This window comes from Streptomyces sp. NPDC020917, assembly GCF_044333795.1.
Lineage (GTDB): Bacteria > Actinomycetota > Actinomycetes > Streptomycetales > Streptomycetaceae > Actinacidiphila.
Genome location: NZ_JBIRRR010000005.1, coordinates 310,486 through 334,283, shown reverse-complemented (window position 1 = coordinate 334,283; position 23,798 = coordinate 310,486). Strand labels below are relative to the sequence as shown.

24 protein-coding genes are annotated in these 23,798 nt (G+C 74.0%); 11 read left to right on the top strand and 13 right to left on the bottom strand.

Annotation, left to right across the window (positions count from 1 at the left end; genetic code table 11):
• Positions 1-13 precede the first annotated feature (13 nt).
• A complete protein-coding gene (locus ACH4TG_RS13740; protein WP_398242415.1) occupies positions 14-733 on the bottom strand; it encodes a lysophospholipid acyltransferase family protein in 720 nt (239 codons plus the stop codon).
• Positions 734-1,199: 466 nt separating this feature from the next.
• Between ACH4TG_RS13740 and ACH4TG_RS13735 the strand changes: the two genes are divergently transcribed.
• On the top strand, positions 1,200-2,789 hold the full coding sequence (locus tag ACH4TG_RS13735; protein WP_398242414.1) for a TROVE domain-containing protein: 1,590 nt from the start codon (positions 1,200-1,202) through the stop codon (positions 2,787-2,789).
• A 57-nt stretch (positions 2,790-2,846) separates the two neighbouring features.
• Here ACH4TG_RS13735 and ACH4TG_RS13730 read toward each other — a convergent pair whose 3' ends face one another.
• The 6 genes from ACH4TG_RS13730 to ACH4TG_RS13705 form a co-directional block, all read right to left on the bottom strand.
• Positions 2,847-3,008 (bottom strand): hypothetical protein, encoded by a 162-nt coding sequence (locus ACH4TG_RS13730; RefSeq protein ID WP_398242413.1) that lies wholly within the window; start codon positions 3,006-3,008, stop codon positions 2,847-2,849.
• A gap of 69 nt (positions 3,009-3,077) precedes the next feature.
• On the bottom strand, positions 3,078-4,100 hold the full coding sequence (locus ACH4TG_RS13725; protein WP_398242412.1) for a hypothetical protein: 1,023 nt from the start codon (positions 4,098-4,100) through the stop codon (positions 3,078-3,080).
• 45 nt (positions 4,101-4,145) lie between these two features.
• Complete coding sequence (locus ACH4TG_RS13720) at positions 4,146-5,102, bottom strand: cytochrome c oxidase assembly protein (protein WP_398242411.1); 957 nt, start codon at positions 5,100-5,102, stop codon at positions 4,146-4,148.
• A gap of 111 nt (positions 5,103-5,213) precedes the next feature.
• A complete protein-coding gene (locus ACH4TG_RS13715) occupies positions 5,214-6,239 on the bottom strand; it encodes a 6-phosphofructokinase (protein ID WP_398242410.1) in 1,026 nt (341 codons plus the stop codon).
• Between the two features lie 202 nt (positions 6,240-6,441).
• Complete coding sequence (locus tag ACH4TG_RS13710) at positions 6,442-7,170, bottom strand: type 1 glutamine amidotransferase (protein WP_398242409.1); 729 nt, start codon at positions 7,168-7,170, stop codon at positions 6,442-6,444.
• Between the two features lie 44 nt (positions 7,171-7,214).
• Positions 7,215-8,453 (bottom strand): MurT ligase domain-containing protein, encoded by a 1,239-nt coding sequence (locus ACH4TG_RS13705; protein ID WP_398242408.1) that lies wholly within the window; start codon positions 8,451-8,453, stop codon positions 7,215-7,217.
• A 167-nt stretch (positions 8,454-8,620) separates the two neighbouring features.
• Here ACH4TG_RS13705 and def point away from each other — a divergent pair, with 167 nt between their 5' ends.
• Positions 8,621-9,214 (top strand): peptide deformylase, encoded by a 594-nt coding sequence (gene def / locus ACH4TG_RS13700; RefSeq protein WP_398242407.1) that lies wholly within the window; start codon positions 8,621-8,623, stop codon positions 9,212-9,214.
• Here def and ACH4TG_RS13695 read toward each other — a convergent pair.
• A complete protein-coding gene (locus ACH4TG_RS13695; RefSeq protein WP_398242406.1) occupies positions 9,211-9,858 on the bottom strand; it encodes a TetR family transcriptional regulator in 648 nt (215 codons plus the stop codon). The genes def and ACH4TG_RS13695 overlap by 4 nt on opposite strands.
• Before the next feature lie 152 nt (positions 9,859-10,010).
• Here ACH4TG_RS13695 and ACH4TG_RS13690 point away from each other — a divergent pair, with 152 nt between their 5' ends.
• Complete coding sequence (locus tag ACH4TG_RS13690) at positions 10,011-11,234, top strand: acyl-CoA dehydrogenase family protein (protein WP_398242405.1); 1,224 nt, start codon at positions 10,011-10,013, stop codon at positions 11,232-11,234.
• A gap of 46 nt (positions 11,235-11,280) precedes the next feature.
• Here ACH4TG_RS13690 and ACH4TG_RS13685 read toward each other — a convergent pair whose 3' ends face one another.
• On the bottom strand, positions 11,281-11,424 hold the full coding sequence (locus ACH4TG_RS13685; RefSeq protein ID WP_398242404.1) for a hypothetical protein: 144 nt from the start codon (positions 11,422-11,424) through the stop codon (positions 11,281-11,283).
• Between the two features lie 408 nt (positions 11,425-11,832).
• Here ACH4TG_RS13685 and ACH4TG_RS13680 point away from each other — a divergent pair, with 408 nt between their 5' ends.
• On the top strand, positions 11,833-12,411 hold the full coding sequence (locus ACH4TG_RS13680) for a winged helix-turn-helix domain-containing protein (protein WP_398242403.1): 579 nt from the start codon (positions 11,833-11,835) through the stop codon (positions 12,409-12,411).
• 22 nt (positions 12,412-12,433) lie between these two features.
• On the opposite strand, the gene ACH4TG_RS13675 is transcribed toward ACH4TG_RS13680, so the two are convergent.
• Positions 12,434-12,844 (bottom strand): universal stress protein, encoded by a 411-nt coding sequence (locus tag ACH4TG_RS13675; protein ID WP_398242610.1) that lies wholly within the window; start codon positions 12,842-12,844, stop codon positions 12,434-12,436.
• Between the two features lie 281 nt (positions 12,845-13,125).
• Between ACH4TG_RS13675 and ACH4TG_RS13670 the strand changes: the two genes are divergently transcribed.
• The 4 genes from ACH4TG_RS13670 (at position 13,126) to ACH4TG_RS13655 (ending at position 17,046) form a co-directional block, all read left to right on the top strand.
• Positions 13,126-13,722, top strand: a complete 597-nt coding sequence (locus tag ACH4TG_RS13670; protein WP_398242402.1) for an SRPBCC family protein — start codon at positions 13,126-13,128, stop codon at positions 13,720-13,722.
• A gap of 180 nt (positions 13,723-13,902) precedes the next feature.
• On the top strand, positions 13,903-14,445 hold the full coding sequence (locus tag ACH4TG_RS13665; RefSeq protein ID WP_398242401.1) for a GNAT family N-acetyltransferase: 543 nt from the start codon (positions 13,903-13,905) through the stop codon (positions 14,443-14,445).
• Between the two features lie 154 nt (positions 14,446-14,599).
• Positions 14,600-15,289 (top strand): L,D-transpeptidase, encoded by a 690-nt coding sequence (locus ACH4TG_RS13660; RefSeq protein ID WP_398242609.1) that lies wholly within the window; start codon positions 14,600-14,602, stop codon positions 15,287-15,289.
• Between the two features lie 446 nt (positions 15,290-15,735).
• Positions 15,736-17,046, top strand: coding sequence for a helix-turn-helix domain-containing protein (locus ACH4TG_RS13655; RefSeq protein WP_398242400.1), 1,311 nt, complete (start codon positions 15,736-15,738; stop codon positions 17,044-17,046).
• Positions 17,047-17,347: 301 nt separating this feature from the next.
• On the opposite strand, the gene sigJ is transcribed toward ACH4TG_RS13655, so the two are convergent.
• Positions 17,348-18,409, bottom strand: coding sequence for an RNA polymerase sigma factor SigJ (sigJ, locus tag ACH4TG_RS13650; RefSeq protein ID WP_398242399.1), 1,062 nt, complete (start codon positions 18,407-18,409; stop codon positions 17,348-17,350).
• Positions 18,410-18,510: 101 nt separating this feature from the next.
• Positions 18,511-19,611, bottom strand: a complete 1,101-nt coding sequence (locus ACH4TG_RS13645; protein ID WP_398242608.1) for a chemotaxis protein — start codon at positions 19,609-19,611, stop codon at positions 18,511-18,513.
• A gap of 276 nt (positions 19,612-19,887) precedes the next feature.
• Here ACH4TG_RS13645 and ACH4TG_RS13640 point away from each other — a divergent pair, with 276 nt between their 5' ends.
• Together ACH4TG_RS13640 and ACH4TG_RS13635 are read left to right on the top strand one after the other, a co-directional pair.
• Positions 19,888-20,523 (top strand): hypothetical protein, encoded by a 636-nt coding sequence (locus ACH4TG_RS13640; protein ID WP_398242398.1) that lies wholly within the window; start codon positions 19,888-19,890, stop codon positions 20,521-20,523.
• Between the two features lie 149 nt (positions 20,524-20,672).
• The gene (locus tag ACH4TG_RS13635) at positions 20,673-21,548 is read left to right on the top strand and encodes a putative protein N(5)-glutamine methyltransferase (RefSeq protein WP_398242397.1); all 876 of its coding nucleotides are present in this window, start codon (positions 20,673-20,675) and stop codon (positions 21,546-21,548) included.
• 88 nt (positions 21,549-21,636) lie between these two features.
• On the opposite strand, the gene ACH4TG_RS13630 is transcribed toward ACH4TG_RS13635, so the two are convergent.
• A complete protein-coding gene (locus tag ACH4TG_RS13630) occupies positions 21,637-22,710 on the bottom strand; it encodes a HoxN/HupN/NixA family nickel/cobalt transporter (RefSeq protein WP_398242607.1) in 1,074 nt (357 codons plus the stop codon).
• Positions 22,711-22,970: 260 nt separating this feature from the next.
• Here ACH4TG_RS13630 and cobF point away from each other — a divergent pair, with 260 nt between their 5' ends.
• Positions 22,971-23,747 carry a precorrin-6A synthase (deacetylating) gene (gene cobF, locus ACH4TG_RS13625; RefSeq protein ID WP_398242396.1) on the top strand — a complete coding sequence of 259 codons (777 nt, stop codon included), beginning with the start codon at positions 22,971-22,973 and terminating at the stop codon, positions 23,745-23,747.
• Positions 23,748-23,798 lie beyond the last annotated feature (51 nt).

The window sequence follows — 23,798 nt, the reverse complement described above, 5'->3', positions numbered from 1 at the left end:
CGGAGCGTGGCCGTCAGGGCTTGCGCCGCAGCCGCGCCGCCACCCCGTGCTGCTGCCCCTGCTGCTCGGCCTTCACGTCACCGGCGTACCGGTCCACGTACTCCTGGCCCGACATCCCGAGGATCTCGTACATGATCTCGTCGGTCACCGCGCGCACCACCTCGCGCCGGTCCTCCATGCCGGTGAACCGGTCGAACTCCAGCGGCCGGCCGAAGCGGATGGTGACCCGGCCCAGCCGCGGCACCACTCGTCCGGGCGGCTGCAGTTCGAAGGTGCCGACCATCGCGCACGGGATCACCGGCACCCCAGCCCGCAGCGCCATCACGGCCACGCCGGTGCGGCCGCGGTACAGCCGGCCGTCGTGCGAGCGGGTGCCCTCCGGGTAGATGCCGAGCAACTCGCCCCGGCCCAGCACCTCCAGGGCCGCGGTGATCGCCGACTGCGACGCCTTGCCGCCCGAACGGTCCACCGGGATCTGGCCGATGCCCCGGAAGAACGCGGCCGTCAACCGCCCTTTGAGACCGGGCCCGGTGAAGTACTCGGCCTTCGCGAGGAAGGTGATCCGGCGCGGCAGGATCGCCGGCATCAGGAAGTGGTCGGAGAAGGACAGGTGGTTGCCCGCGACGATCGCCGCACCCGACTCCGGGATGTTCTCCATGCCCTCGATCCGGGGCCGGAACAGCAGCCGCAGCAAAGGCCCCAGGAGCACGTACTTGAGCAACCGGTAGAACACCGCGGCTTTCTCCCCGTCGACCGGTCCCGGCTGGCCCGGGGTGTTCCGGCAGAGTAGTGCGCCGCGCGGGCCGCTGCCAGGGGAGCAGCATGCCGCGGATATTGCGGTGCGGCGCGGCGGCGTCCGTCCCTACAGTGGCAACTGCCGCCGAGCGGGGGCGGACACCGGGACGGAGAGCGGCCCGGGCCTCCCGCGAGCGCAGGCCCTTCGGGGGACGCCTGGGCGCCGGTGGCAGGCGAAGCGCAGCACGGGCTTCCTTCGACTCATCATCGACAGGTCGCGGGTTCGAGTCCCGCCCGGGCCATTGCGGCCCGGTAGCTCAGAGGGCAGAGCAGTACGGTGCTCGTGCGCCCGGCACTCGCCTGCCTCCCGTGCCCAGAACCCCCGTCCGGCGGCGCGCGGCCGGACCGGCGCGGCACCTCCTGCCGCCGGTCCGCTCACTCCCACGCACCAGGAGACGGACGCCATGAGCAAGTTCGCCATGCGCCGGCGCGCGCCCACCGGGCCCGTCGGCACCACCGGTCCGGCCACCACCTCCGCGGGCGGCGCCGGCCACGCCCGGGACGCCCGGAGCGACCTGTTCGTCCTCGCCGCGGCCAACCTCGTCGGCGAGGACACCTTCTACGAGGGCGCGGGCGAGCGGGACCGCCGGTTCCGCGACCTGGTGCACGCCGTCACCCGCGAAGACCCGGACTGGGTCGCGCACTTCGTGGCCTTCCTGCGCGGCGAGCTGAACATGCGGTCGGCCGCGATCGTCGTCGCCGCCGAGTCCGCGCTCACCCGAAGGGCCGGCACCGACCGCCAACCGGCCGTCCCCGTACGGAAGATGGTCGCCGACGCGATGCTCCGGGCCGACGAGCCCGCCGAGTTCCTGGCGTACTGGAAGGCGCGCACCGGCAAGGTCACGCTGCCCGGCGGCGTCCAGCGCGGCGTCGGCGACGCCGTCACCCGCCTCTACACCGAGCGCGCCGCCCTGAAGTACGACGGGGTGGCCGCCGCCTGGCGGATGGCCGACGTCGTCGCGCTCGCCAAGCCGCGCCCCGCGGGGCCGTGGCAGGCGGACCTGTTCGACTACCTCGCCGACCGCCGCTGGCGGCGCGAGACCGTGCGGGTCACCGGGCGGCTGCCGGTGCTCACCGCGTACCGCGCGGCCATGGCGATGCCCGAGGAGGAGCGGCGGGCCTGGTTCCTCGCCGACCCGCGGCGCCTGGCCGAGGCCGGCATGACCTGGGAGCAGCTGTCCTCGCTGGGCCCGATGGACGCGCAGGTGTGGACCGCGGTCCTGCCGCGGCTCGGCCTGATGGCGCTGGCCCGCAACCTGCGCAACCTCGACGAGGCGGGCGTGCCCGACGACGTCGCCGCCGCGGCGGCCGCACGGCTCGCCGACCCCGGCGAGGTGCGGAAGTCCCGGCAGTTCCCGTACCGGTTCCTGTCCGCGTACCGCGCCACGCGCTCGCTGCGCTGGGGCCACGCCCTGGAGCAGGCGGTGCGCGCGTCCACCGCGAACATCCCGGCGCTGCCCGGCCGCACCCTGGTGCTGGCCGACACGTCCGGGTCCATGCAGCGGGCGGTGTCGGCGCGCAGCGCGGTCCGGCACGCCGACGTGGCCGCGCTGTTCGCGGTGGCGCTGGCCGCCCGCGGCTGCGCGGTCGACCTGTTCGGCTTCGCCGACGGGACGTTCCGGCACCGGCTGGCACCCGGCGGCAGCGTGCTGCGGCAGACCGAGGAGTTCACCGCGCGGATCGGCGAGGTCGGGCACGGCACGCAGACGGTGGCCGCGCTGGAGTCCGCGTACCGCGGGCACGACCGCGTCGTGCTCTTCTCGGACATGCAGGCCTTCGCCCACCCCGGCGCGGCGGCACGCGGCCGGTCGGTGTCCGAGGCCGTGCCGCCGTCCGTGCCGCTGTTCGGCGTCAACACCGCGGGGTACGCGGCGGCGGCGATCGACAGCGGGCAGCCGTGCCGCTACGAGATCGGCGGGTTCTCCGACAAGCTGTTCACGCTCGTGGAGCTGCTGAGCCGGGGCCGTGACGCGCGGTGGCCCTGGGAGGAGTAATCCCCCCCGGATCCGCTCGGAAGGGCGGTCAGTGGCGACTGCCGCCGGCGGCGGGGGTCAGCGGGGGAACCGGAGGGCGATGAGGCCGGCGGTGCACAGGAGCAGCACGGTCCAGGCGAACCAGAGCCAGGGGTCGGAGCGCACCGCGACGGTGTAGCCGACGACCATGACCAGGGTGGTCGCCGTGCCGACGACCATGGCCTTCGTGGCTCCCGGCATCGCGCGACCTCCTTCCGGGGCCGGGCGGCGGCCCGTCACGCCATGGTCGCGCGACGGGCCGCCGCCGCGCTACCACTCCCCGTCGGCCACCGCCCCCGGATCGTCGCCCAGCGGCTTGACCTGGCCCGGCTGCACCGGCAGCCACGGCTGCTGGTCGTCGCCCAGCCAGTCGCCGACCGGCTTGACGTTCGCCAGCGGCTCGGCGGGGGACAGGTCCTCGGCGTCCGCGTCGTAGTAGTCGAACCACGGCAGCCCCGCCGCGTTGTACGCCGCCCGGTCCACCGGGGACGCCGGTGCCGGCTCGCCGGTGACCGCCCGCCACTGCGGAGCCGTCGCGAGATGCACGAACACCCGGCCGGACGGCTCCTCGCGCCAGTCGGACAGCGGCCGCTCGTCCCGGTACACCTCCTGCCGCATCCGCCCGCCGGCGCCGAGCCCCATCGACGGCGCGGCCGCGGGCGCGCCGTACGCGGCGCCGCCGGGCGCCGCCGCGGCCATCGGGGCGGGCGGCGGAGCCGGGTGCCCCCAGCCGCCGCGGGTGCGCTCCGCGCGCGCGGCCTGGGCGGCCCGCCAGCGCTCCAGGGCCTCGTCCCGCAGCTCGAACGCCTGCAACTGGACGCCGCCCCACACCTCCTCGCCGGTGACCTGGCCCTCCACCGTGGCGCCCAGCCCCAGCGGCACCGCCACGAACTGGCGGATCGTGCCGGAGCCCGAGTTGATGCCGTCCAGCCACGGCTGGCGGGGCAGCACCACGTAGTTCTGCGGGCTCTGCGCCAGCCGGTCGCTCCACGGCCGCCCGGACACCGCACAGACCTTGCCGACCCCGACCTGGAGGGCCACCGGCACCGGAGCGGAGAAGCTGAGCCACATCGCCTCGCGCTGGTACACCGGCAGCAGCACCCCGCCACGGGCGAGCCACCGGGCGGGCGCCCGGTCCGGATAGTCCGCGACCCGGCGCAGCGGGAACGTCCCGAGGCCCGGCGGCAGCGGATGGGTGCCCGTCTCCGGCAGCCGCAGCGTCCGCATGAACCTGACCGTCGCGCCGCCCGGAAGTTCCAGTGCCGCCGCCGAGACCCGTACCTGCCCGCCCATGCGGTTCCCCCTTGTCGTCGTCAGCCCCGGCCGCGCGCCTTCCCGTCAGCCGCGGCCGCGTCCCTGCAGCGAAGCCAGATAGGCGTTGTAGGCGACCAGCTCCGCGTCCCCGTCGCGGTCCGCCGCCCGGTCCTTGCGGCGGGCCTGCCGCTGCTCGGAGGTGTACCACTGGAAGAGCAGCGCCACCAGCACGATGACCGAGGGGATCTCGCTGAACGCCCAGGCGATGCCGCCCGCCGCGGTCTGGTCGTTGAGCGGGTCGATCCCCAGCGAGGCCGCCGGGTGCTTGAACGTCGAGACCATCGGCTCGCTCGCCATCATCAGCGCGATGCCGAAGAACGCGTGGAACGGCATGCCCGCGAACAGCTCCAGCATCCGCATCACGTAACCAGGCCGGTGCGGGCCCGGGTCGACGCCCATGATCGGCCAGAAGAACACCAGGCCCACCGCGAGGAAGTGGACCATCATCGCGATGTGCCCGGCCCTGCTGCCCATCAGACTGTCGAACAGCGACGTGAAGTACAGCGCGTACAGGCTCGCGATGAACAGCGGAATGGTGAACGCCGCGTGCGTGATGACCCGCATGTAGCGGCTGTGCAGCAGCTTCACCAGCAGCTCGCGCGGCCCGGTCCTGCCCCGGCCCGCGGTGGGCAGCGCCCGCAGCGCCAGCGTCACCGGCGCGCCCAGCAGCAGCAGGATCGGGGAGAGCATGCTGAGGATCATGTGCTGGACCATGTGCACGCTGAACATGACCATGCCGTAGTCGTTCAGGCGGGTGCACATCGTGGCCCCGACCGTCAGCACGCCGAGCACGAACGCCACCGTGCGCCCCACCGGCCACCGGTCGCCGCGCCGGTGCAGCCGGACGACCCCCCAGCCGTAGAGCACGAGCAGCAGCACGCAGCCGACCAGGAAGAACGGGTCGCCACCGCTGAACGACAGCCCCCGGCCGAGGGTGAACGGCGGCAAGTCCATGTGCATGCCGTGCCCGCCGTGATCCATCTGTCACTCCTTCGACCGTTGTGCCCGCACCAGAGTAGAACCGCCCCCGGCCGCGGTTGCGGGCGGGGGCGGTCGGCGGGCCGGCGTTTCCGGGCCCGGTGGTTCAGCGCGTCACAGCACGCACTCGGCCTCGATGTACCGCTCGGCCGGCACGGTCTTGAGGTGCTCCACGGCCTCGGCCAGCGGGACGAGCGTGATGTCGGTGCCGCGCAGCGCGGTCATCATGCCGAACCGCTCGTTGTGCACCGCCTCGACGGCGTGCCAGCCGAAGCGGGTGGCGAGCACCCGGTCGTACGCGGTCGGGGTGCCGCCGCGCTGCACGTGGCCGAGGATCACCGGGCGGGCCTCCTTGCCCAGCCGCTCCTCGAGCTCCACGGACAGCTGGTTGGCGACGCCGGAGAACCGCTCGTGGCCGTAGATGTCCGTCGCGCCGGACGTGAAGTCCATCGTGCCCTCGCGGGGCTTGGCGCCCTCGGAGACCACCACGATGGCGAACTTCTTGCCCGCCTCGAAGCGCTCCCCGACCACCTGCGCCAGCTCCGTCACGTCGAACGGGCGCTCCGGCACCAGGATCGCGTGCGCACCGGCGGCCATGCCCGAGTGCAGGGCGATCCAGCCGGTGTGCCGGCCCATGACCTCGACGATCAGCACCCGCTGGTGCGACTCGGCGGTGGTCTTCAGCCGGTCAAGGGCCTCGGTGGCGACCATCACCGCGGTGTCGAACCCGAAGGTGACGTCAGTGGACGCGATGTCGTTGTCGATGGTCTTGGGCACGCCCACGATCGGCAGGCCCGCGTCCGACAGCAGCCGCGCGGCCTTCAGGGTGCCCTCGCCGCCGATCGGGATGATCGCGTCGAGACCCAGGTCCTGGACGTGGCCCTTGGCCCGCTCCACTCCGCCCCGCAGATGGGCCGGCTGGACCCGGGACGAGCCGAGGATGGTGCCACCGCGGGCGAGGATGCCGCTCACGGCGTCCAGATCGAGCTTGCGGTAGTCGCACTCGAGGAGCCCCTTCCAGCCGTCGTGGAAGCCGATCACCTCGTCGCCGTGGTCCACCACGGCGCGGTGCACGACGGACCGGATGACGGCGTTGAGCCCGGGGCAGTCTCCGCCGCTGGTCAGCACACCAATACGCATTGCTCTCGCTACTCCTGCACCTCAACCGGACGGCCGGACCCCGTCGTCCGGATGGATCGCGGCAAGTTTACCGAGCCCACCGGCACAGTCTCCACGGCGACCGCAGTACGGACGCCTGACGATTGCTCGAACTCGGGTCGACCAGCAGCCGGCATGATCGGGACCGCCAGGTGAACTCCCCGGCCGGGGCCTTTGCCGCAGGTCAGGCCGGCTGCACCGCCGCGGCGATCCGCTCGGCGCGCAGCGCGTCGTACCACTGGTCGTCCACCGGCGGCAGCGCGTTGACGTCCAGGGCCAGTTTGATCAGCATGTCCGCGATGTGCGGGTTGCGGGCCATCACCGGGCCGTGCATGTAGGTGCCGAACACCGTGTCGTTGAACGCGCCCTCGGTGCCGTCCCCGGTGCCGTTCCCCCGGCCGATCCGCAGCCGTGCGAACGGGCGGGCGGTCGGGCCGAGATGGGTGACGCCCTGGTGGTTCTCGAACCCGGTCAGCTGCGGCAGCCCCAGCTGCGGGTCGATGTCGGCCAGCACGTCGCCCACGCAGCGCTCGCCCTCGCCGCGCACGCTCACCACGTCGAGCAGGCCGAGGCCCGGCTCGGGGTGGCCGAGGTCGTTGACGAACTCGTGGCCCAGGATCTGGTACCCGGCGCACACCGAGAAGACGATCGCGCCGTTGGCGACCGCGCGGTTCAGCCCGCCGTCCCTGCGCAGCCGCTCCGCGGCCAGCCGCTGCGGCCGGTCCTCGCCGCCGCCGATCAGGTAGATGTCGCCCGAGGTCGGGATCTGCTGGTCGGAGCGGACGTCCACCCGGGAGACCGGCACCCGGCGCTGCAGCGCGCGGCGCTCCACCACCAGCGCGTTGCCCTGGTCGCCGTAGGTGCTCAACAGGTCCGGGTAGACCCACACCAGGCGGAGGCTGGACTCGTTCATGCGTGCTTCTCCTTGTCGGGTGCCGGCGACGGGTCGGGCACGGGTCAGTTGCCGACCTTGCGGCGCAGGTCCTGGAAGGCCGTGTAGTTGGCGATCGACTCGATCCGGCCGGGCGGCGCGGAGCGCACCGCCTCGTCCAGGTCGGCGCAGACCAGGAACTGCAGGCCGGCGACCTCCAGCCGCACCGCGAGGTCCAGCTTCCGGTCGCCGATGACCAGGATCGGGTGCCCGGCCAGCCGGGTGTAGTCCACGTCCCACAGCCAGGAGGTGTCGGTGCCGTCCGCGCCGCGGGCGTTGACCGACAGGATCACCGGCGTCGGCGGCTTGTCGATCAGGGAGAAGGTCTCCAGCCAGCCGGCCGGGTTCTTCGCCAGCAGCAGCCGCAGTTCGCGCCCCTGGTAGCTGACCACGTCGTAGCGCCCGGCGACCGCCTGCACCTTGTACATGCGCTCCAGGGCGATCTTGGGGTCGACACCGAAGGCCGCGGCGGCCGCGGCGGAGACGGCCGCGTTGGACTTGTTCGCCCGGCCCGGCAGCTGCAGGTGGATCGGCCACGCGACGCCGTACGGGTCGACGACGTGGTCGCCGGACAGCGCCCAGGTGGGCGTGGGGCGGCGGAAGCCGCACTCGGCGCAGTACCAGTCGTCGGACGGGCGCTGCAGGACGCCGCCGCAGGACGGGCAGGACCAGGCGTCGTCCTTCCACTCCTGGCCGGCCGCCACCCACACCACGGTCGGGCTGGAGGACGCGGCCCAGACGATCAGCGGGTCGTCGGCGTTGGCGATGATGATCGCCTCGACGCCGGCCAGGCCCTCGCGCCACTTCTCGGCCAGCATCCGGGTCTCGGCCGCGCGGTCCAGCTGGTCGCGGGAGAGGTTGAGCAGTGCGATCGCCTTGGGCGCGACGTCGCGGGCGACGCCGGCGAGGTACTTCTCGTCGACCTCGATCACGCCGTAGCGGGCCTCGGAGCCGCCGGCCAGCGCGGAGGTGATGCCCGCGGGCATGTTGGCGCCCAGCGCGTTGGAGACGACCTGGCCGTTGGCGCGCAGCGCCTCCGCGAGCAGCCGGGTGGTGGTGGTCTTGCCGTTGGTCGCCGACACCAGCACGACGTCGAGGTGCCGGGCGAGCCTGGCGAGCAGGTCCGGGTCGAACCTGAGCGCGACCCGGCCGCCGATCACCGATCCGCTGCCGCGGCCCGCCGCGCGCGACACCGCCGCCACGGCCTTGCCCGCCGTCACGGCCAGCTTGGCCCGCGGCGACAGCGGCTCAGAGTTGCCTGCCATCGTCCTACTTCCTCCTCGACTCCCGGCCGCGCCACTGCCCTGGCGGGGCCGGACCTCCGCTCCCTGGACCGCCTGCGCGGCCTGCGGGTTCCGGTCGCGCTCAGCCTATCGACTCCCGGCCCCCTCCCCGCACCGCACCGCACCGGCCGGCGCCTACGCTGAGCCGCATGCGACGCGGCAGCATCCCCGGCAGCACCGGCACCGTCCACCCTGTACGGCGGCTCGGCGACCCCGTCCTGCACGCCCCGTGCGGCGAGGCCACCGAGTTCGGCGCCCCGCTGCTGCGGCTGGTGGAGGACATGTTCGCCTCGATGTACGCGGCCGGGGGAGTGGGCCTCGCCGCCAACCAGATCGGCGTGCCCTTGCGGGTGTTCGTCTACGACTGCCCGGACGACGAGGACGTCCGCCACCTCGGCCACCTGGTGAACCCGCGGCTGGTGCACCTCGGCGGGGTCGAGGTCACCGGCCCGGAGGGGTGCCTGTCGGTGCCCGGGGTCGAGGCGGGCACCCTGCGGTACGACGAGACGGTCCTGGAGGGCGTCGACGCGATGGGCAACGAGTCCTCGGTCGCCGGCAGCGGGTTCTTCGCCCGCTGCCTCCAGCACGAGTTCGACCATCTCCAGGGCACCGTGTACACCGACCGGCTGCGCGGCCTGCGGCGCTACCGCGCCCTGCGCGGGGCCCGGAAGGCCGCCGGCAACGGCGACGGCGACGGCGCGGGCGAGAGCCCGGCCCGGCGCCGTGCGCAGGACGTCGGCTAGAAGCCCTGGCTGCCGGCGCGATCCTCGACGGCGGCGAGCCTGCCCCACAGCAGGTCGGCCAGGATGCGCACCAACTCGTCGCGCGAGCAGGGGCGTTCCCCGAGCCACCAGTCGCCGGCCGCGTACATCATGCCGACGATGCCGTGGCCCCACACGCGGGCGACGAGCGGGCCGTCGGGGCCGAGGTCCAGGCGCTCGGCGATCACGTCGCCGAGGTCCTCGCCCATCCGCCGCAGCACCGGGATCGACTGCCGGCCGACGTCGAAGCCCTTCTCGCCGTCGGCGGCGGGCGTCTCCGCCGGGTGCATCAGAAACCGGTACACCTGCGGCCGCGCCTCGATCGCCGACAGGTAGGCGTGCAGCGTGGCCTCCACCCGGTCCCTGCGGTCGCCCGGGGAGTCCAGGGCCGCGCGCAGGGTGGCCAGCAGGGCGTCGGTGTGGCGGCGGGCCAGGGCCCGGTACAGGCCGCTCTTGTCGCCGAAGTGGCGGTAGAGGATCGGCTTGGTGATGCCCGCCTCGGCGGCGATCGCGTTCATGGACGCCTCTGGGCCGTCCCGCAGTACCACGCGCTCGGCCGCCTCGAGCAGCTCGTGGCGCCGCCGCTCGCTGGCCGTCCGCTGGTCCTCGCGCTGGCCGGTGTCCACCGACGCCTCCCCGGGTTGTTCGATTGCCGCTGGTCTGCGCAACGTAACACCCCGCCGGGTCCCCTTCGTCCGGGAAGGGGGGAGTTGACATTCCTTACCCGCCGGTAACAGACTGCTGTTACCGCTAGTAACCAGCACGTGGAGGGGACGAGATGGGCGACTTCACGCTCGAACTCAACGACGACCAGAAGTCCGTGCGCGACTGGATCCACGGCTTCGCCGCCGATGTGATGCGCCCGGCCGCGGCCGAGTGGGACGAGCGCGAGGAGACGCCCTGGCCGATCATCCAGGAGGCGGCCAAGATCGGACTCTACTCCCTGGACTTCTACGCCCAGCAGTTCTTCGACCCCACCGGCCTCGGCATCCCGATGACCATGGAGGAGCTGTTCTGGGGCGACGCGGGGATCGCCCTGTCCATCGTGGGCACCGGCCTGGCCGCCGTCGGCGTGCTGGCCAACGGCACCGAGGAGCAGATCGGCACCTGGGTGCCGCAGATGTACGGCGACGCCGACGACGTCAAGGTGGCCGCCTTCTGCTCCTCCGAGCCGGACGCGGGCTCCGACGTCGGCGCCATGCGCACCCGGGCCGTCTACGACGAGGCCACGGACGAGTGGGTGATCAACGGCACGAAGACCTGGGCCACCAACGGCGGCATCGCCAACGTCCACGTCGTCGTCGCGGTCGTCGACCCGGAGCTGGGCACCAAGGGCCACGCCTCGTTCATCGTCCCGGCGGGCACGCCCGGCCTGTCCCAGGGTCAGAAGTTCAAGAAGCACGGCATCCGCGCCTCGCACACCGCCGAGGTCGTGCTGGACGGCGTGCGGGTCCCCGGCGACTGCCTGCTCGGCGGCAAGGAGAAGCTCGACGAGCGGCTCGCCCGGGCCCGCGAGCGCGCCGGCAAGGGGGAGCGGGTCAAGAACGCGGCCATGGCCACCTTCGAGGCGTCCCGGCCCGCGGTGGGCGCGATGGCGGTCGGCACCGCCCGCGCCGCCTACGAGTACGCCCTCGAGTACGCCACAGGGCGCGAGCAGTTCGGCCGCCCGATCATCGACAACCAGGGCGTCGCCTTCCAGCTGGCCGACATGCGCACCCAGATCGACGCCGCCCGGCTGCTGGTGTGGCGCGCCTCCTGGATGGCGACGGCCGGCCGGCCGTTCACCTCGGCCGAGGGGTCGATGTCCAAGCTGTTCGCCAGCGAGACCGCCAAGAAGGTCACCGCCCAGGCCATACAGATCCTCGGCGGCAACGGATACACCCGCGAGTACCCGGTGGAGCGGATGCACCGCGACAGCGCGATCTACACGATCTTCGAGGGCACCAGCGAGATCCAGCGCCTGGTCATCGCCCGCACCCTCTCGGGTCTGCCGATCCGGTGACCCGATCGGGTACGGGGCGGGGGGGCGGCGCGTCCGCGCCGCCCTCTCAGTCCTTCTTGCTGTAGCCGCGCAGCACGAACCACGCGAGCAGGACGACGCCGACCACCGAGCCGATCAGGACCGTGCGCATCACCGGCCCGGGGCCGGCCGAGTTGTCGATCGCGAGACTCATCAGGTGGTGGATCTGCATGGGGGTCTCCTTCATAGGGCGATCCAGCCTAAACCCGCGTCCCCCGGCCCCCGCGCTCCGGGTGGCCCGCGCGCCGCAGCGCCCCTTCCGGCGGCCGGGCCGGGGCGACGTGACCGCGGCCACGTCGCGGACCGTCCCCGACCCCTCACATCCCGCACGCCCCGTCTGGTTCAATGGGGGGCATGGCCAGCACTACTGACACCGGGACAGGTCGCCTCGACCTCGAGCCCTTCTGGCCGTCCCGGCAGGAGCACCACTTCGACCGCTGGTGTTGCCGCGCGATCCCCGCGCGGACCCGCCCCGCCCGCTGACCCGCCCGCAGCCGTACGGCTGCCGCAGCCCGCCGTCAGCATCCCCGGTCCCGCGCACACGGAGTCCCACGACCCTTCGCGCGAAAGAGCCGAACCCATGTCGAACGTGTCCTCCTTCCCTCCCCTGCCCGCCCAGACCGGCCCCGCGCCCGCGGCGCAGGCCGCCCCGGGGCAGACCGCCGCCCGGCAGCACCTGAGGGCGGTGCGCCCCGACGAGGCCCCGCCGGCGCCGGACTTCCTGCCGCCCGGCGCCACCTGGATGCCCGCCCCGGGCCACGTGCTGTCCGCGGTCTCCGGCGGAGCCCCCATGGTCGGCTACCTGGTGCTGGTGCCGGCCGAGCCCGGTGGCACCGGGCCCGCCGCGCCGTCCGGGCCTGCCGACGCCGCGCCGCCGGTGCGCATCGACGCCGAGCGCCGCACCGCGGAGGTCGACGGCAGGCCCCTCGAACTCACCTATCTGGAGTTCGAGTTGCTCGCCCATCTGGTGGCCCACCCGCACCGCGTGCACTCCCGCGACCAACTGGTCACCACCGTGTGGGGCTACGGCCACATCGGCGACGGCCGGACGGTGGACGTGCACATCGCCCGGTTGCGCCGCAAGCTCGGCGCCGAGCACCGGTCGAGCATCGTCACCGTGCGCCGCGTCGGCTACAAGTACGCCCCGGCGCCGCGCTAGGCGGCCGGCGGAGCGCGCCGGGTCACGGCACGACGGTGACCGGCCACCGTCCGGTCTTCACCAGGCGGACGGCGACCGAACCGACGAACCGGTGCCCGGCGCGCTCCGAGGCGCCCACCACCACGGCGTCCGCGGTGAGCTGGTCGGCGGCCATCGCCAGGCCGTTGTACGGGTCGCCGCGGAAGGTGTGGAACTCCCAGCGCACGTGGAAGGTGTCCCGGACCCGCTCGACGGACTCCCTTATCTGCGCGAGCAGCTGCTCGGCGACCCCGGTCTCCGCCTCCGACACCGGCACGCCGAGGGCCGCGCCCCCGGGCAGGTAGGGCTGCACGTACACCAGTGCGAGGGTCGCGTTCTGGCGGCGGGCGAGCCCGGCGGCATATGCGGCGGCGCGCCATGACGAATCGGAGCCGTCGAGGCCGGCGAGGATCATCTTCGGGCCGTCCGTGCCGCGCTCGAAGCGTGCCGGTACCTGCTGTTCTTCCACGGCGCCAGGCTATCGGCCCCGGGCCGGGCCCACCCCTCCCCGAACACGGGCCGTTCTCACCCGAATGGGCTCATTGCCACGACATGTGACCTTTTGCGGGGCACGCTTTCCGAGAGGAGTGAAACAGGCGGCTCGCCGCCCACCCGGCGCACGCACTGCCCGACCCGGTCTGCGCCGTGTGCGGCACGCCGTCCACGCCGCTACCGGGGAGGTTTGTGATGCCGAGCGTGTCCACGAACGTGTTCGTGTCAAGGCCGGCCACCGAGGTCTTCGACTTTCTCGCCGATGCCCGCAATCTCGCCCTCTGGAGCTCCGGCGTCGCCTCGGTCGACGCGGCCTACGTCACCCCCGGCGCACACGCGGTGTACCGCTACCGCTACCCCGGCAGGCGCCGGCCGCACCACCTGGTGTGCGCGGACTACGAGCCGTGCCGGCGCATAGCGTTCCGCGGCCAGCGCATGTGGAGCCCGCTGGGCACCCAGGTGCCCCTGTACTCCTTCGACCTGCTGCCGCACGCCGACGGCACCCTCGTGCGGCTGTCGGTCACCAGCTCCCTCACCGCGGCCCTGACGCTGCTGGCCCCGCTGGTCGCCATGGCCTGGCGCCGGGACCTGCCGACCGACGGCAGGAAGTTCTGCGACGTGCTGGTCGGGGCCGCCCTGGCCCCCACAGGGGCCCTGCACGGCCCGCTGGGCGCCCCGCCCGCCGCTGCCCCCCAGGGGGCGACGGGGGACGCCGGCGAAGCCCAGGGGGAGCCCGCCGTGCCCGCCGGCACCGCGATGCGGACCGCGCCCGCGCCGCACGGCTTCGACTACGCTCATTGAGTGTTAAACTAACAATGAGAGGCGCCAACAGTGCTCCCTCTCCCGATGACTGCCCCGGCCTGGTCCCCCCGTCCCGGCCGGGGCTCTTCTCTGCCCGCGGGCCGGCGGCCGTACGACTCCGCCCCGCCCGGTGCCGCCGTCCCGCCCGCGTTGTCAGACCCTCGGGGTAGCGTCCCCAGCATGGACACCGCACCTCGCAGCACCCGCCCCCCGACGCCCGCCCTGCGGCTGCGCCCCTGGTCGGACGACGACCTGTGGCTCCTGCGCCGCACCAACGCCCCGGAGATGACCGAGCACCTCGGCGGGCCGGAGGGCGAGCAGGAGCTGCTCGCCCGCCACGAGCGCTACCAGCGCCTCGGTGGCGACCAGGGTCGGATGTTCACCGTCGTCCTGGCGGAGACGGAAGAGGTGGCCGGGTCCATCGGCTTCTGGGCCCAGACCTGGCAGGGCGAGCCGGTGTACGAGACGGGTTGGGGCGTGCTGCCCGAGTTCCAGGGCCGGGGCATCGCCGCCGCGGCCGCACGGGCGGTCGTCGAGCAGGCCCGGGAGCTGGGCAACCGCCCCACGCTGCACGCCTTCCCCAAGGTCGTGCACACCGCGTCGAACGCGGTCTGCCGCAAGGCCGGCTTCGCGCTGGTGGGGGAGTGCGCCTTCGAGTACCCCAAGGGCAACCCGATCACGTGCAACGACTGGCGGACCGACCTGGCGCCCGCGGCCGGCTGAGGGCGGTTCTGCGCTTCGGCGGGCCGGGCGCGTGATAGATGTCGGCGACAACGGGGAGCGGCACCGGTGGTGCCGGCGTCCCCCTGCCCACCCGGAACCGCAGGAGGCCCTCGTGCTCGCCGCCGCCCCGCTCGCCCTCGCCTCCGCCGCCGCCATGACCCTGGCGCTGGCCCCGGGGCCGGGCCCCGTCCACCGGACGCCCACCGGGTACCGTCCCGTGACCCTGCCGGTCACGATGGCCGACACCGGCGGAGGCACCCAGCTGATCACCGCCACCGCGAGCAGCCTGGCCGCCACCACCGGGACGCTGAGCTGGTGGGAGAGGTCCGGCAGCGCCTGGCGGCTCGTGGGCTCCGCGCCGGCCCGCTTCGGCGCGAGCGGCCTGGCTGACGGCGCCACCCGCCGCCAGGACACGAACACCACCCCGACCGGCCTCTACGGGCTGCCCTTCGCGTTCGGCAACTCCGCCGCGCCCGCGGGCACCACGCTGCCCTACCGCGCGGTGACGCCGTCGTCGTGGTGGTGCGAGGACGTGCAGTCGACCTCGTACAACCGCTGGGTCAGCCCGCTGCCCGCCGACTGCCGGGCCACCGAGTCGGAGCACCTGAACCAGTATCCGGTGCAGTACGCCCACGCCGTCGTCATCGACTTCAACTACGCCGCCCCGGTCAAGGGGCGTGGCGCCGGGATCTTCCTGCACGTCAACGGCAGCGGGTCCACGGCCGGTTGCGTGTCCGTACCGGCCGCGGCGATGACCGCCGTCACGGCGTGGCTGAAGCCCGCGGCCAAGCCGCACATCGCGATCGGCACGACGGGCGGCGCCACCGCCGTCACCCGGTACTGACAGGTGGTCACCACCTGCAGGTAGGTAAAAACTTCGCCAAGGGATAGTGTGCGGGGTGCTGTTGGGTGTCGTCCCGGGGCGGCCGGTCCCCACAGGTCAGACGAACGGTCGGCGGCGTGCCCGGCGTCGGGCGAGGTGGGGGAAGGGGGGCCGGGTCCCACTCGTCCTTGCTTGATCCGCCGTGCCATGATGCGGCCCGGCCACCTCGCTCGTCCGGCGGGCTGCGGCCGCGCCGACCAGCGGCGACGTGCAGGACGGGGACCTGCCGCCGCGCCACGTCGCTGCCCCGGAGAGAACGGAACGTACCGACCGACATGCGAGCGACTGCAAGGGGGGCGTGACCACGTGTCACATCAACTCGGGTCGTGCTGCCAGGGCCGGCAGCACGGGCACGCACCGGCGACCAGGGCGGCCTCAGGGCTGCGGCTGCCCGCCGAGGTGCGGGCATGAGGCACGACTTACTGCTGGCGTTACGGACGCAGCGCGGGTGGACGCAGGAGGAGCTCTCGGAACGCTCCGGGATCAGCGTACGGACCATACGCAACCTGGAGCGCGGCCGGATCCAGAGCCCCCGGCGCAGCTCGCTCGACCTGCTCTTCTCCGTCCTCGACCCGGAGCCGCGCGCCCGCGGCGGCCGCGTCCCGGGCGGTGCGGTGCGCCCCGCCGGGTCCGCCGCGCAGGGCCACTGGCGGGGGCCGCGACCGCCCAGGACCTCCCTGATCGGCCGGGAGGCCGAACTCGACCGGCTGTGCGGCCTGATCGACACCCATCCGGTGACCGTGGTCACCGGACCGGGTGGCGTCGGCAAGACCCGGCTCGCGCTGGCCGCCGCGGAACGCTCGGCCCGCCGCTACCCCGGCGGCGTCGCGGTGGTGCAGCTCGGCCGCATCCCGGCCCCCACGGCCTCTCCGGCGGGGGACGTCCAGGTGCGGCTGGCGGCTGTCCGGCAGGCCGTCGAGGCCATGCTCGGCGGAGCGGGAGCGGGAGCGGGAGCGGGAGCGGGTGCGGGTGCGGGTGCCGGGGTCGCGGCGCAAGCGGCCGGCGGTCCCGCGCTGCTGGTCCTGGACACCACCGAGCACCTGCCGCAGGTCACCTCGCTGCTCGTGGAGGAACTGCGCGGCAGCTGGCCGGAGTTGCGGCTGGTGCTGACCAGCCGCCGGCCGCCCGCGCTCCCCGAGGCGTGCCTGTGGGAGACGGCGCCGCTGGGTGCCGACAGCGCCCTGCGGCTGCTGCAGCAGCGGATCGCCAGCGGCTGCGTCGAGCAGGAACTCGCCGCGGGCGGCGAGCCGGTCCGGGCGCTGTGCCGCGAACTGGACGGCGTGCCGCGGCTCGTCGAGTTCGCCGCGTACCGGCTGCGGTCGGTGCCCGTCTCGGCGCTGCTGGTGCCCGAACACGTCCTGGAACTCCTGGGGTTCCCCGACCTCTCCCTGCTGCCGCACCAGCGCTCCCTGGCGGGGAGCCTGCGCTGGAGCTGGGACCTGCTGACCGGCCGCCAGCAGGCGCTGCTGGCCCGGCTGGCCGCGGAACCCGGCCCTGTGTCCAGTGACGGACCCGAACTGGAGTGCCTGGAGCCGGAGTTCAGCCGCACCGAAGCCATGTGCCTGCTCGCCGAGCTGGCCGACGCCTCGCTGCTGCAGGTGCGCAGGGGACCGCGCTACGAGTACCGCATGCTGCGCCACGTCCGGACGTTCGTCCGCCGCACGAAGCAGGACGCGCCGCAGGCGCTCCCCGCGGCCAGGGTCGCGGCGCGCATCTGACGGCGCGCATCCCACAGCGTGCGTCCGCCGGCGCGCTCTCGAAGCGGCGGCCCGTACCCACCGTGGTGCGGGCCGCCGGCGGTCACTGGCGGGTACGTCCCGCCACCGGGCAGCGGAATGCCGGGCGCCGGACCCTCGCCGCACCTGACCGAAGCCACGGCAACCGGCGCCCCGCCGGGAGTTCGGCGGGGCGCTCGCAGGTGTCAGCCGGCCCAGGAAGGCCGGGGGAAGAGGGCGGGAGCCGCCGGGTGACCGGTGCGCGCCCCGCGGGATGCGGGTGGCCGCGCGCCGGTACGGGGGTTCACCCGGCGGCCCCCGGGTCCGCGGTGGCGCGTCGGCCCTGCGCGGGGCCCGCGCCGCGGGCGGTGGGCGTCCGGCCGGGCGCGCCGTCGGCGGCCTCGCCCTTGTCGAGCCGTACGCCCTGCAGCTTGTCGGGGTTGGTGACCAGGTACACGTCCGTCACCTGGCCGGTGTCGCGGTTGACGTCCACGATCATGACCGCGTACGGCGAGTGGCCGGAGAAGACCACGGCCGACGGGTCGCCGTTGACGTGCCGGTAGTGGATGTCCAGCTGCGGCTGGCGGCTGTTGCCGGCGTAGCCGTGGAGCGTGCGGGCGACCTTGTCGCGGCCCAGCACCGGGCGCATCGCCGAGGGGGCTTTGCCGCCGCCGTCCGTCCACAGCGTGACGTCCGGCGCCAGCAGGCTCATCAGGCCCGCCAGGTCGCCGCCGAGCGCGGCGGCCAGGAACCGCTCGGTGACCTGCTGCCGCACCTCCGGGTCGGCCTGGTAGCGCGGGCGGCGGGCCTGGACGTGCTCCCGGGCCCGGTGCGCCAGCTGGCGGATCGCGGACGTGCTGCGCCCGAGGATCTCCGCGATCTCGGCGTGCGAGTAGCCGAACACCTCGCGCAGCACGAACACTGCGCGCTCCAGCGGCGTCAGCGTCTCCAGCACCACGAGCAGCGCCATGGACACCGACTCGTTGCGCTCGGCGGACTCGGCCGCGTCGGCCGCCCCTGCGGCCTGCGCGTGGTCGTGCGCGTCGGGCGTCTGCGTCATCAGCGGCTCGGGCAGCCAGGGGCCGACGTAGGTCTCCCGGCGGCGGCTGATGGTGGCCTGCCGGGTCAGCGCCTGGTTGACCGCGATCCGCACCAGGTACGCGCGGGGGTTGTCGATCTCGTCCCGGACCGGCTTGCTGCTGTGCCGGGCCCAGGCGAGCCAGGTCTCCTGGAGGACGTCCTCGGTGTCCGAGACGCTGCCGAGCATGTTGTAGACCACCGAGAAGAGCAGCTCGCGGTGGCCCAGGAACACCTCGGTCGCATGGTCGTCCGCGGGTGTGGGCCGCTGGGCGAGTGCCTCGGACACGATGAGCCTCCCGTGATGCGTTTCCCCCTAGGAGGGAAGGCGGGGGCCCGGGTGTGACAGCACACCGCATGAATGTGACGTACGTCACATCAATGTCGCGGTCAGTAGCGGAGCACCGCGGCGATCCGGCCGGAGCCGGCGAGGGCGCCGTCGGGCACGAAGTGCACCCGCGCACCCGAGTCCAGGCCCTGCTCGGCGATCTCGTCGACGATGTCGTCGCGCGAGCCGCGCTCGCCCGAGGTCGAGGGGATCAGATGCTCGCCGTCCTCGCGGACCGTCGTGCGGTAGCCGTCCTCGATGGCCACCAGCGAGGCCCGGCCCTCGGTGACGGACGACCACACCTCGTCGACGCCGCCGGCGAACGCCTTGCGGCTGCGCGCCCGGTCCAGGTCGGTGAGCACGTCGGCCAGCTGCTGCTCGTCGCGCTCGCGGTCGGCGGCCCTGACCGCCTCGCCCAGCGCGGTGCCCGGGCCGGTGGCCAGGCCGCCCTGGGGGATCCTGGCGACGGCCTCGCGGGCCACCGGCCCCGCGTCGTCCAGGGCGGTGAGCGCCTCGGTCTCGCCGACGACGTACAGCGGCCGCGGGTCCGCGGCCAGCACCGTGCCGGCTGCCTCCGTCACCTCCCGCAGGAACCTGCGGGTCTCCTCGTCGCGGAAGGTGCTCGGCGTGTCGCCGATCTGCTCCTGCCGCTCCGGGTCGAAGTCGACCTCCGGGCGGCGCACCGGGAACGGCCCGTCGTCCGCCGCCTCGGGCACGTGCTGCCGGCCGCCGCTCCACAAGGTGGCGACCTCCGAGTCCAGCGCCAGCACCCAGTAGGGCTGGTTCGCGGCGTGGGCGGCGACCAGGTTGCGGGTCAGGAACGTCTGCGCGAGCAGCACCCGGGCCGGCACCGACCGTCCGAGGGACCACACCTGGTGCTCACCGGGCGCGGCGAAGATCGCCAGGCCGTCCTCGGCGTGCACCAGGTCGACCTCGCCCAGCGCCTGGTCCAGCTGGCCGATGACGTCGATGCGGTCGGCCCTGGAGACCTCGGGGTCGTTGTGCACGGCCTCCTTCGCCTCCTCCAGGAGGTTCCGGAGCCGCACCGCGTCCTGGGCGTTGTCGGGCTCGCGCCGGTGGGTGGGCAGCAGGACCGACACCGCGGGGTATTTCCGCGGACGCCGCAGGTCGGCGAGGACGGCGGGCGTCAGCGGCTGGTGCAGGGACGGCATGGGGGGACACCTTTCCGGCGACGGCTGCGGCAGCCGCGGAGGCGACCGCGGACGAGACCGTCACGCACGGCCGCGCGGCCCGCGGCGGAGGTCGCTCTGTCCACTCCTGGATAGCGCACCGCGCCGACTTCCGCAGCCGCAACACCCCGCCACCTGCGGCTTCACGGTCCGGCGGAGTACCGGGAGTCACCCGGTCGGCCCGCTGGGGCTGCGCACCGCGGCCACCGGCGCGAGCGTGGGAGGGTCCGCCGAACCTGGAGGCCCACCGTGAGCCCTTCGTCCCTGCACCCCGGCCCCCGCAGGCGGCTGCGCTCCGTGACCGCCGCGGTCCTCGTCACCTGCGCGGCCGCCGGCTTCGCCGGGCTCACCGCGTGCGGCAGCTCGGGCAGCAGCTCCAGCGGGAACACCACTCCCGCCTCCGCGCCGAACTCGATGGCCCTGGCCGGCGACCTGCCGTCCAGCCTCGCCTCGCTCGCCGAGTCGGCCAAGGCCGCCGCCTCCTCGGCCGCGACCTCGGCCGCCGCGTCCGCGGGCGCCGCCGCGTCCAGCTTCGCGGCGTCCGTGGGGGCGCAGCTGAGCGGCGACCAGGCGGCGGCGAAGGCCGAGCTCGCCAAGGTCTCCGGACCCGGCAACGCCGGGCAGGACGTGCAACTGACCGGCGTGCCCCTGACAGAGACCGGCGGCCTGCACGCCACCGTCGTGACGATCACCAACCACACGAGCTCGACCGCGTCCTTCGCGGTGAAGGTCGAGTTCGCCGACTCGTCCGGCAAGGTCATCGACACCACAGTGGTCGGGGCGAAGGACGTGGCGGCGGGCAAGAAGGCCACGCCCGTCGCGTTCAGCCTCAAGGACGTGGACAAGCCGCTGTTCCCGCGGGTCGCCCAGGCCCAGCGCTACTGACCCGGCAGCACCATGCCTGACCCGGCAGCGCCACGCCGCACGCCGGATCCGTACGGCGATCACCGGTCGGCCAGGGCCGCGGGGCCTCGGGTAGCCTCACGCGCGGGACGCTCCCCGCCCGCCGCACCCGAAAGGCTCCATGGCCCCTCATGCCGGACATCACCTCCCAACACCCGCACGCGCAACCGCAGTCCGCAAGCCGGCCGCAGGCCGGCCCGCGGCCCGAGCTTTCCGGAGCGCCGTCGCCCGACGAGGTGGCCGCCGTCCTCAGGGCGGCCGGCTGCGTGTTCGCCGAGGATGAGGCGGAGTTGCTGATGGCCGCCGCGAGCGGCCCCGCCGACCTCACCGCGAAGGTCGGGCGGCGGGTCGCCGGGCTGCCGCTCGAACAGGTCGTCGGCTGGGCCGCGTTCATGAGCTTGCGGATCGCGGTGGACGAGGGCGTGTTCGTGCCCCGGCGCCGCACGGAGTTCCTCGTCGAGCGCGGCATCGCCCTGGGCAGGGCGCAGGTCGGGCCGGGACCCCTGGTGGTGGTGGACCTGTGCTGCGGTTCCGGCGCGATCGGCGTCGCGCTGGCCGCGCACCTGGAGGGGCCGGAACTGCACGCCGCCGACCTGGACCCGGCCGCGACGCGGTGCGCGCGGCGCAACGTGCTGCCCGCCGGCGGCACGGTCCACCAGGGCGACCTGTTCGCGGCGCTGCCCGGGCGGCTGCGCGGCCGGATCGGCGTGCTCGCCGCCAACGTCCCCTACGTGCCCACCGCCGAGGTGCCGCTGCTGCCGGTTGAGGCGCGCGAGCACGAGGCGCTGATGGCGCTGGACGGCGGCGCGGACGGCCTCGACGTGCTCCGCCGGGTGGTGGACGGGGCCCGGCAGTGGCTGGCGCCGGGCGGCGGCCTGCTGTTCGAGGTCAGCGAGCGGCAGGCGCAGGAGGCGGCCGGCATCGTGCGCGGCGGCCGGCTCGACGCGGAGGTCGCGTACGACGACGAGCGCGGCGCGACGGTCGTGACGGGGCGCAAGGCGCCCTGACCGCCCGCGGGGACGAAGGTGCGGCGAGCGGCCGCGTACCGGAAGGGGCCCGCCCGGCAGCCGGGCGGGCCCCGTCACCACGTCCGGGTCAGTCCGCCTTCTGTTCGGCGGGCCGCAGACCGGCCGACCACTTCTCCTCGATGTTGCCGAACTTCCACACCGCCAGGGCGATCGCCCAGGTGGCGAAGAACAGGCCCACGATCACGTACCCCACGATGTTCAGGTCCAGGCCGCCGATCCAGTCCCAGAACGCCCCGTGCAGGCCGGCCTTGTCGGAGATCAGGCCGAGCAGCTCGACCGTGCCGATGAGCAGGGCGACGGCCACCGACAGGCCGGTGATCGTCAGGTTGTAGTAGACCTTGCGGACAGGCTTGGAGAACGCCCACTGGTAGGCGAAGTTCATGAACGAGCCGTCGATGGTGTCCAGCAGGCACATCCCGGCGGCGAACAGCACCGGCAGGCACAGGATCGCGTACCAGGGCAGGCCCGAGGCGGCACCCGAACCGGCCAGCACCAGCAGCGCGATCTCCGTCGCGGTGTCGAAGCCCAGCCCGAACAGCAGGCCCAGCGGGTACATCTGCCAGGGCTTGGTGATCGACTTCATCACGCGGCCCAGCAGCCGGTTCATGAAGCCGCGGTTGTCCAGCTGCTCCTCCAGCGCTGCCTCGTCGAAGTCGCCGTGGCGCATCCGCCGGAACACCTTCCAGATCCCGGCCAGGATCATCAGGTTGAGGAAGGCGATCAGGTAGAGGAAGGCGCCGGAGACCGTCGTGCCGATCCAGCCGGTGACGTTGTGCAGCTGGGAGCCGTCGTCCTGGACCGGGTGCGCCAGCGCCCGCACCCCGAGGGAGAGCAGGAAGGCCAGCGCGAAGACGATGCTGGAGTGCCCGAGCGAGAACCAGAAACCGACCGACAGCGGCCGCTTGCCCTCGCCCATCAGCTTGCGGGTGGTGTTGTCGATGGCCGCGATGTGGTCGGCGTCGAAGGCGTGCCGCATGCCGAGCGTGTACGCGGTCACGCCGATCCCGATACCGAAGGACTTGGTGCCGACGCTGTAGTGCTCGGGGGCGACGATCGCGACCAGGGTGAACCAGCCGATCACGTGCAGGGCGACGATGAACGCCGCCATGCCGCCCAGCCGCGTCCACTCGGCGCGTGACATCGCCAGGCCAAGGCGGCGGCGCGTGCCGTCGGCGGCCTGGTCCCCGAGGGTGGTGGTCATGCTGTCGTCCTCCGTCGTCGCGGCAGTCGCGGGCGTTCACGCGTCACATTACTAGTTGCAAGTCGATTGCAATAAGGGGGTCCGAGTCCTGACTACCCCGGCCGACCTGCTCGCATGCGCGGCCCGGTCGGGAACGGGGGCGGACCGGGCGGGGGCAGGGGAGTGCGGCGGGGGCGCACGGCTGTGCCAGACTCCCGAGCGTGCGAACGATCCAGGTCATCGGAATCGGCGCTGGCGACCCGGACCAGCTGACCCTCCAGGCGGTGCGCGCGATCGGCGCGGCCGACGCCTTCTTCCTCCTCGACAAGGGCGAGGAGAAGGACGAACTCGTGGCCCTGCGCCGGCAGATCCTCGCCGAGCACGCGCGGCAGCCGCACCGCGTGGTCACCGCCCGCGACCCCGAACGCGACCGGACCGCGGCCACCCCCGGCTACGCCCCGGCCGTCGGCGACTGGCGGCGCCGCCGCGCGGACGTCTTCGAGCGCCTCATCCTCGACGAACTCGGCGACGGCCAGTGCGGCGCGTTCCTGGTGTGGGGCGACCCGGCCCTGTACGACAGCACCCTGGGCAGCCTGGAGGAGGTCCACGCCCGCGGCACCGCGGAGTTCACCTGGAACGTGATCCCCGGCGTGAGCAGCGTCTCGACCCTCGCCGCGCGGCACCGCACCGGCCTGAACCAGGTCGGCCGGCCCGTGCGGATCACCACCGGGCGCCGGCTGGCCGAGGAAGGGCTGCCGCCCGGCGCCGACGACGTCGTGGTGATGCTCGACGCCCGCCGGGCGTTCGCCGCGCTGGCCGGGCAGGGCCTGCACATCTACTGGGGCGCCTATCTCGGCACGCCGGACGAGATCCTGCTCTCCGGGCCGCTGGACGCCCCGCTCGCCGAGCACATCGCCCGGGTGCGGGAGGAGGCCAGGGCCCGCAAGGGCTGGATCATGGACACCTACCTGCTGCGCCGTCCCGCGACCCGGGACTGAGCGGCCGGACCGTGGACCGGGAGGGCGGCGACCCGAAGAGCGCCGGGCGGG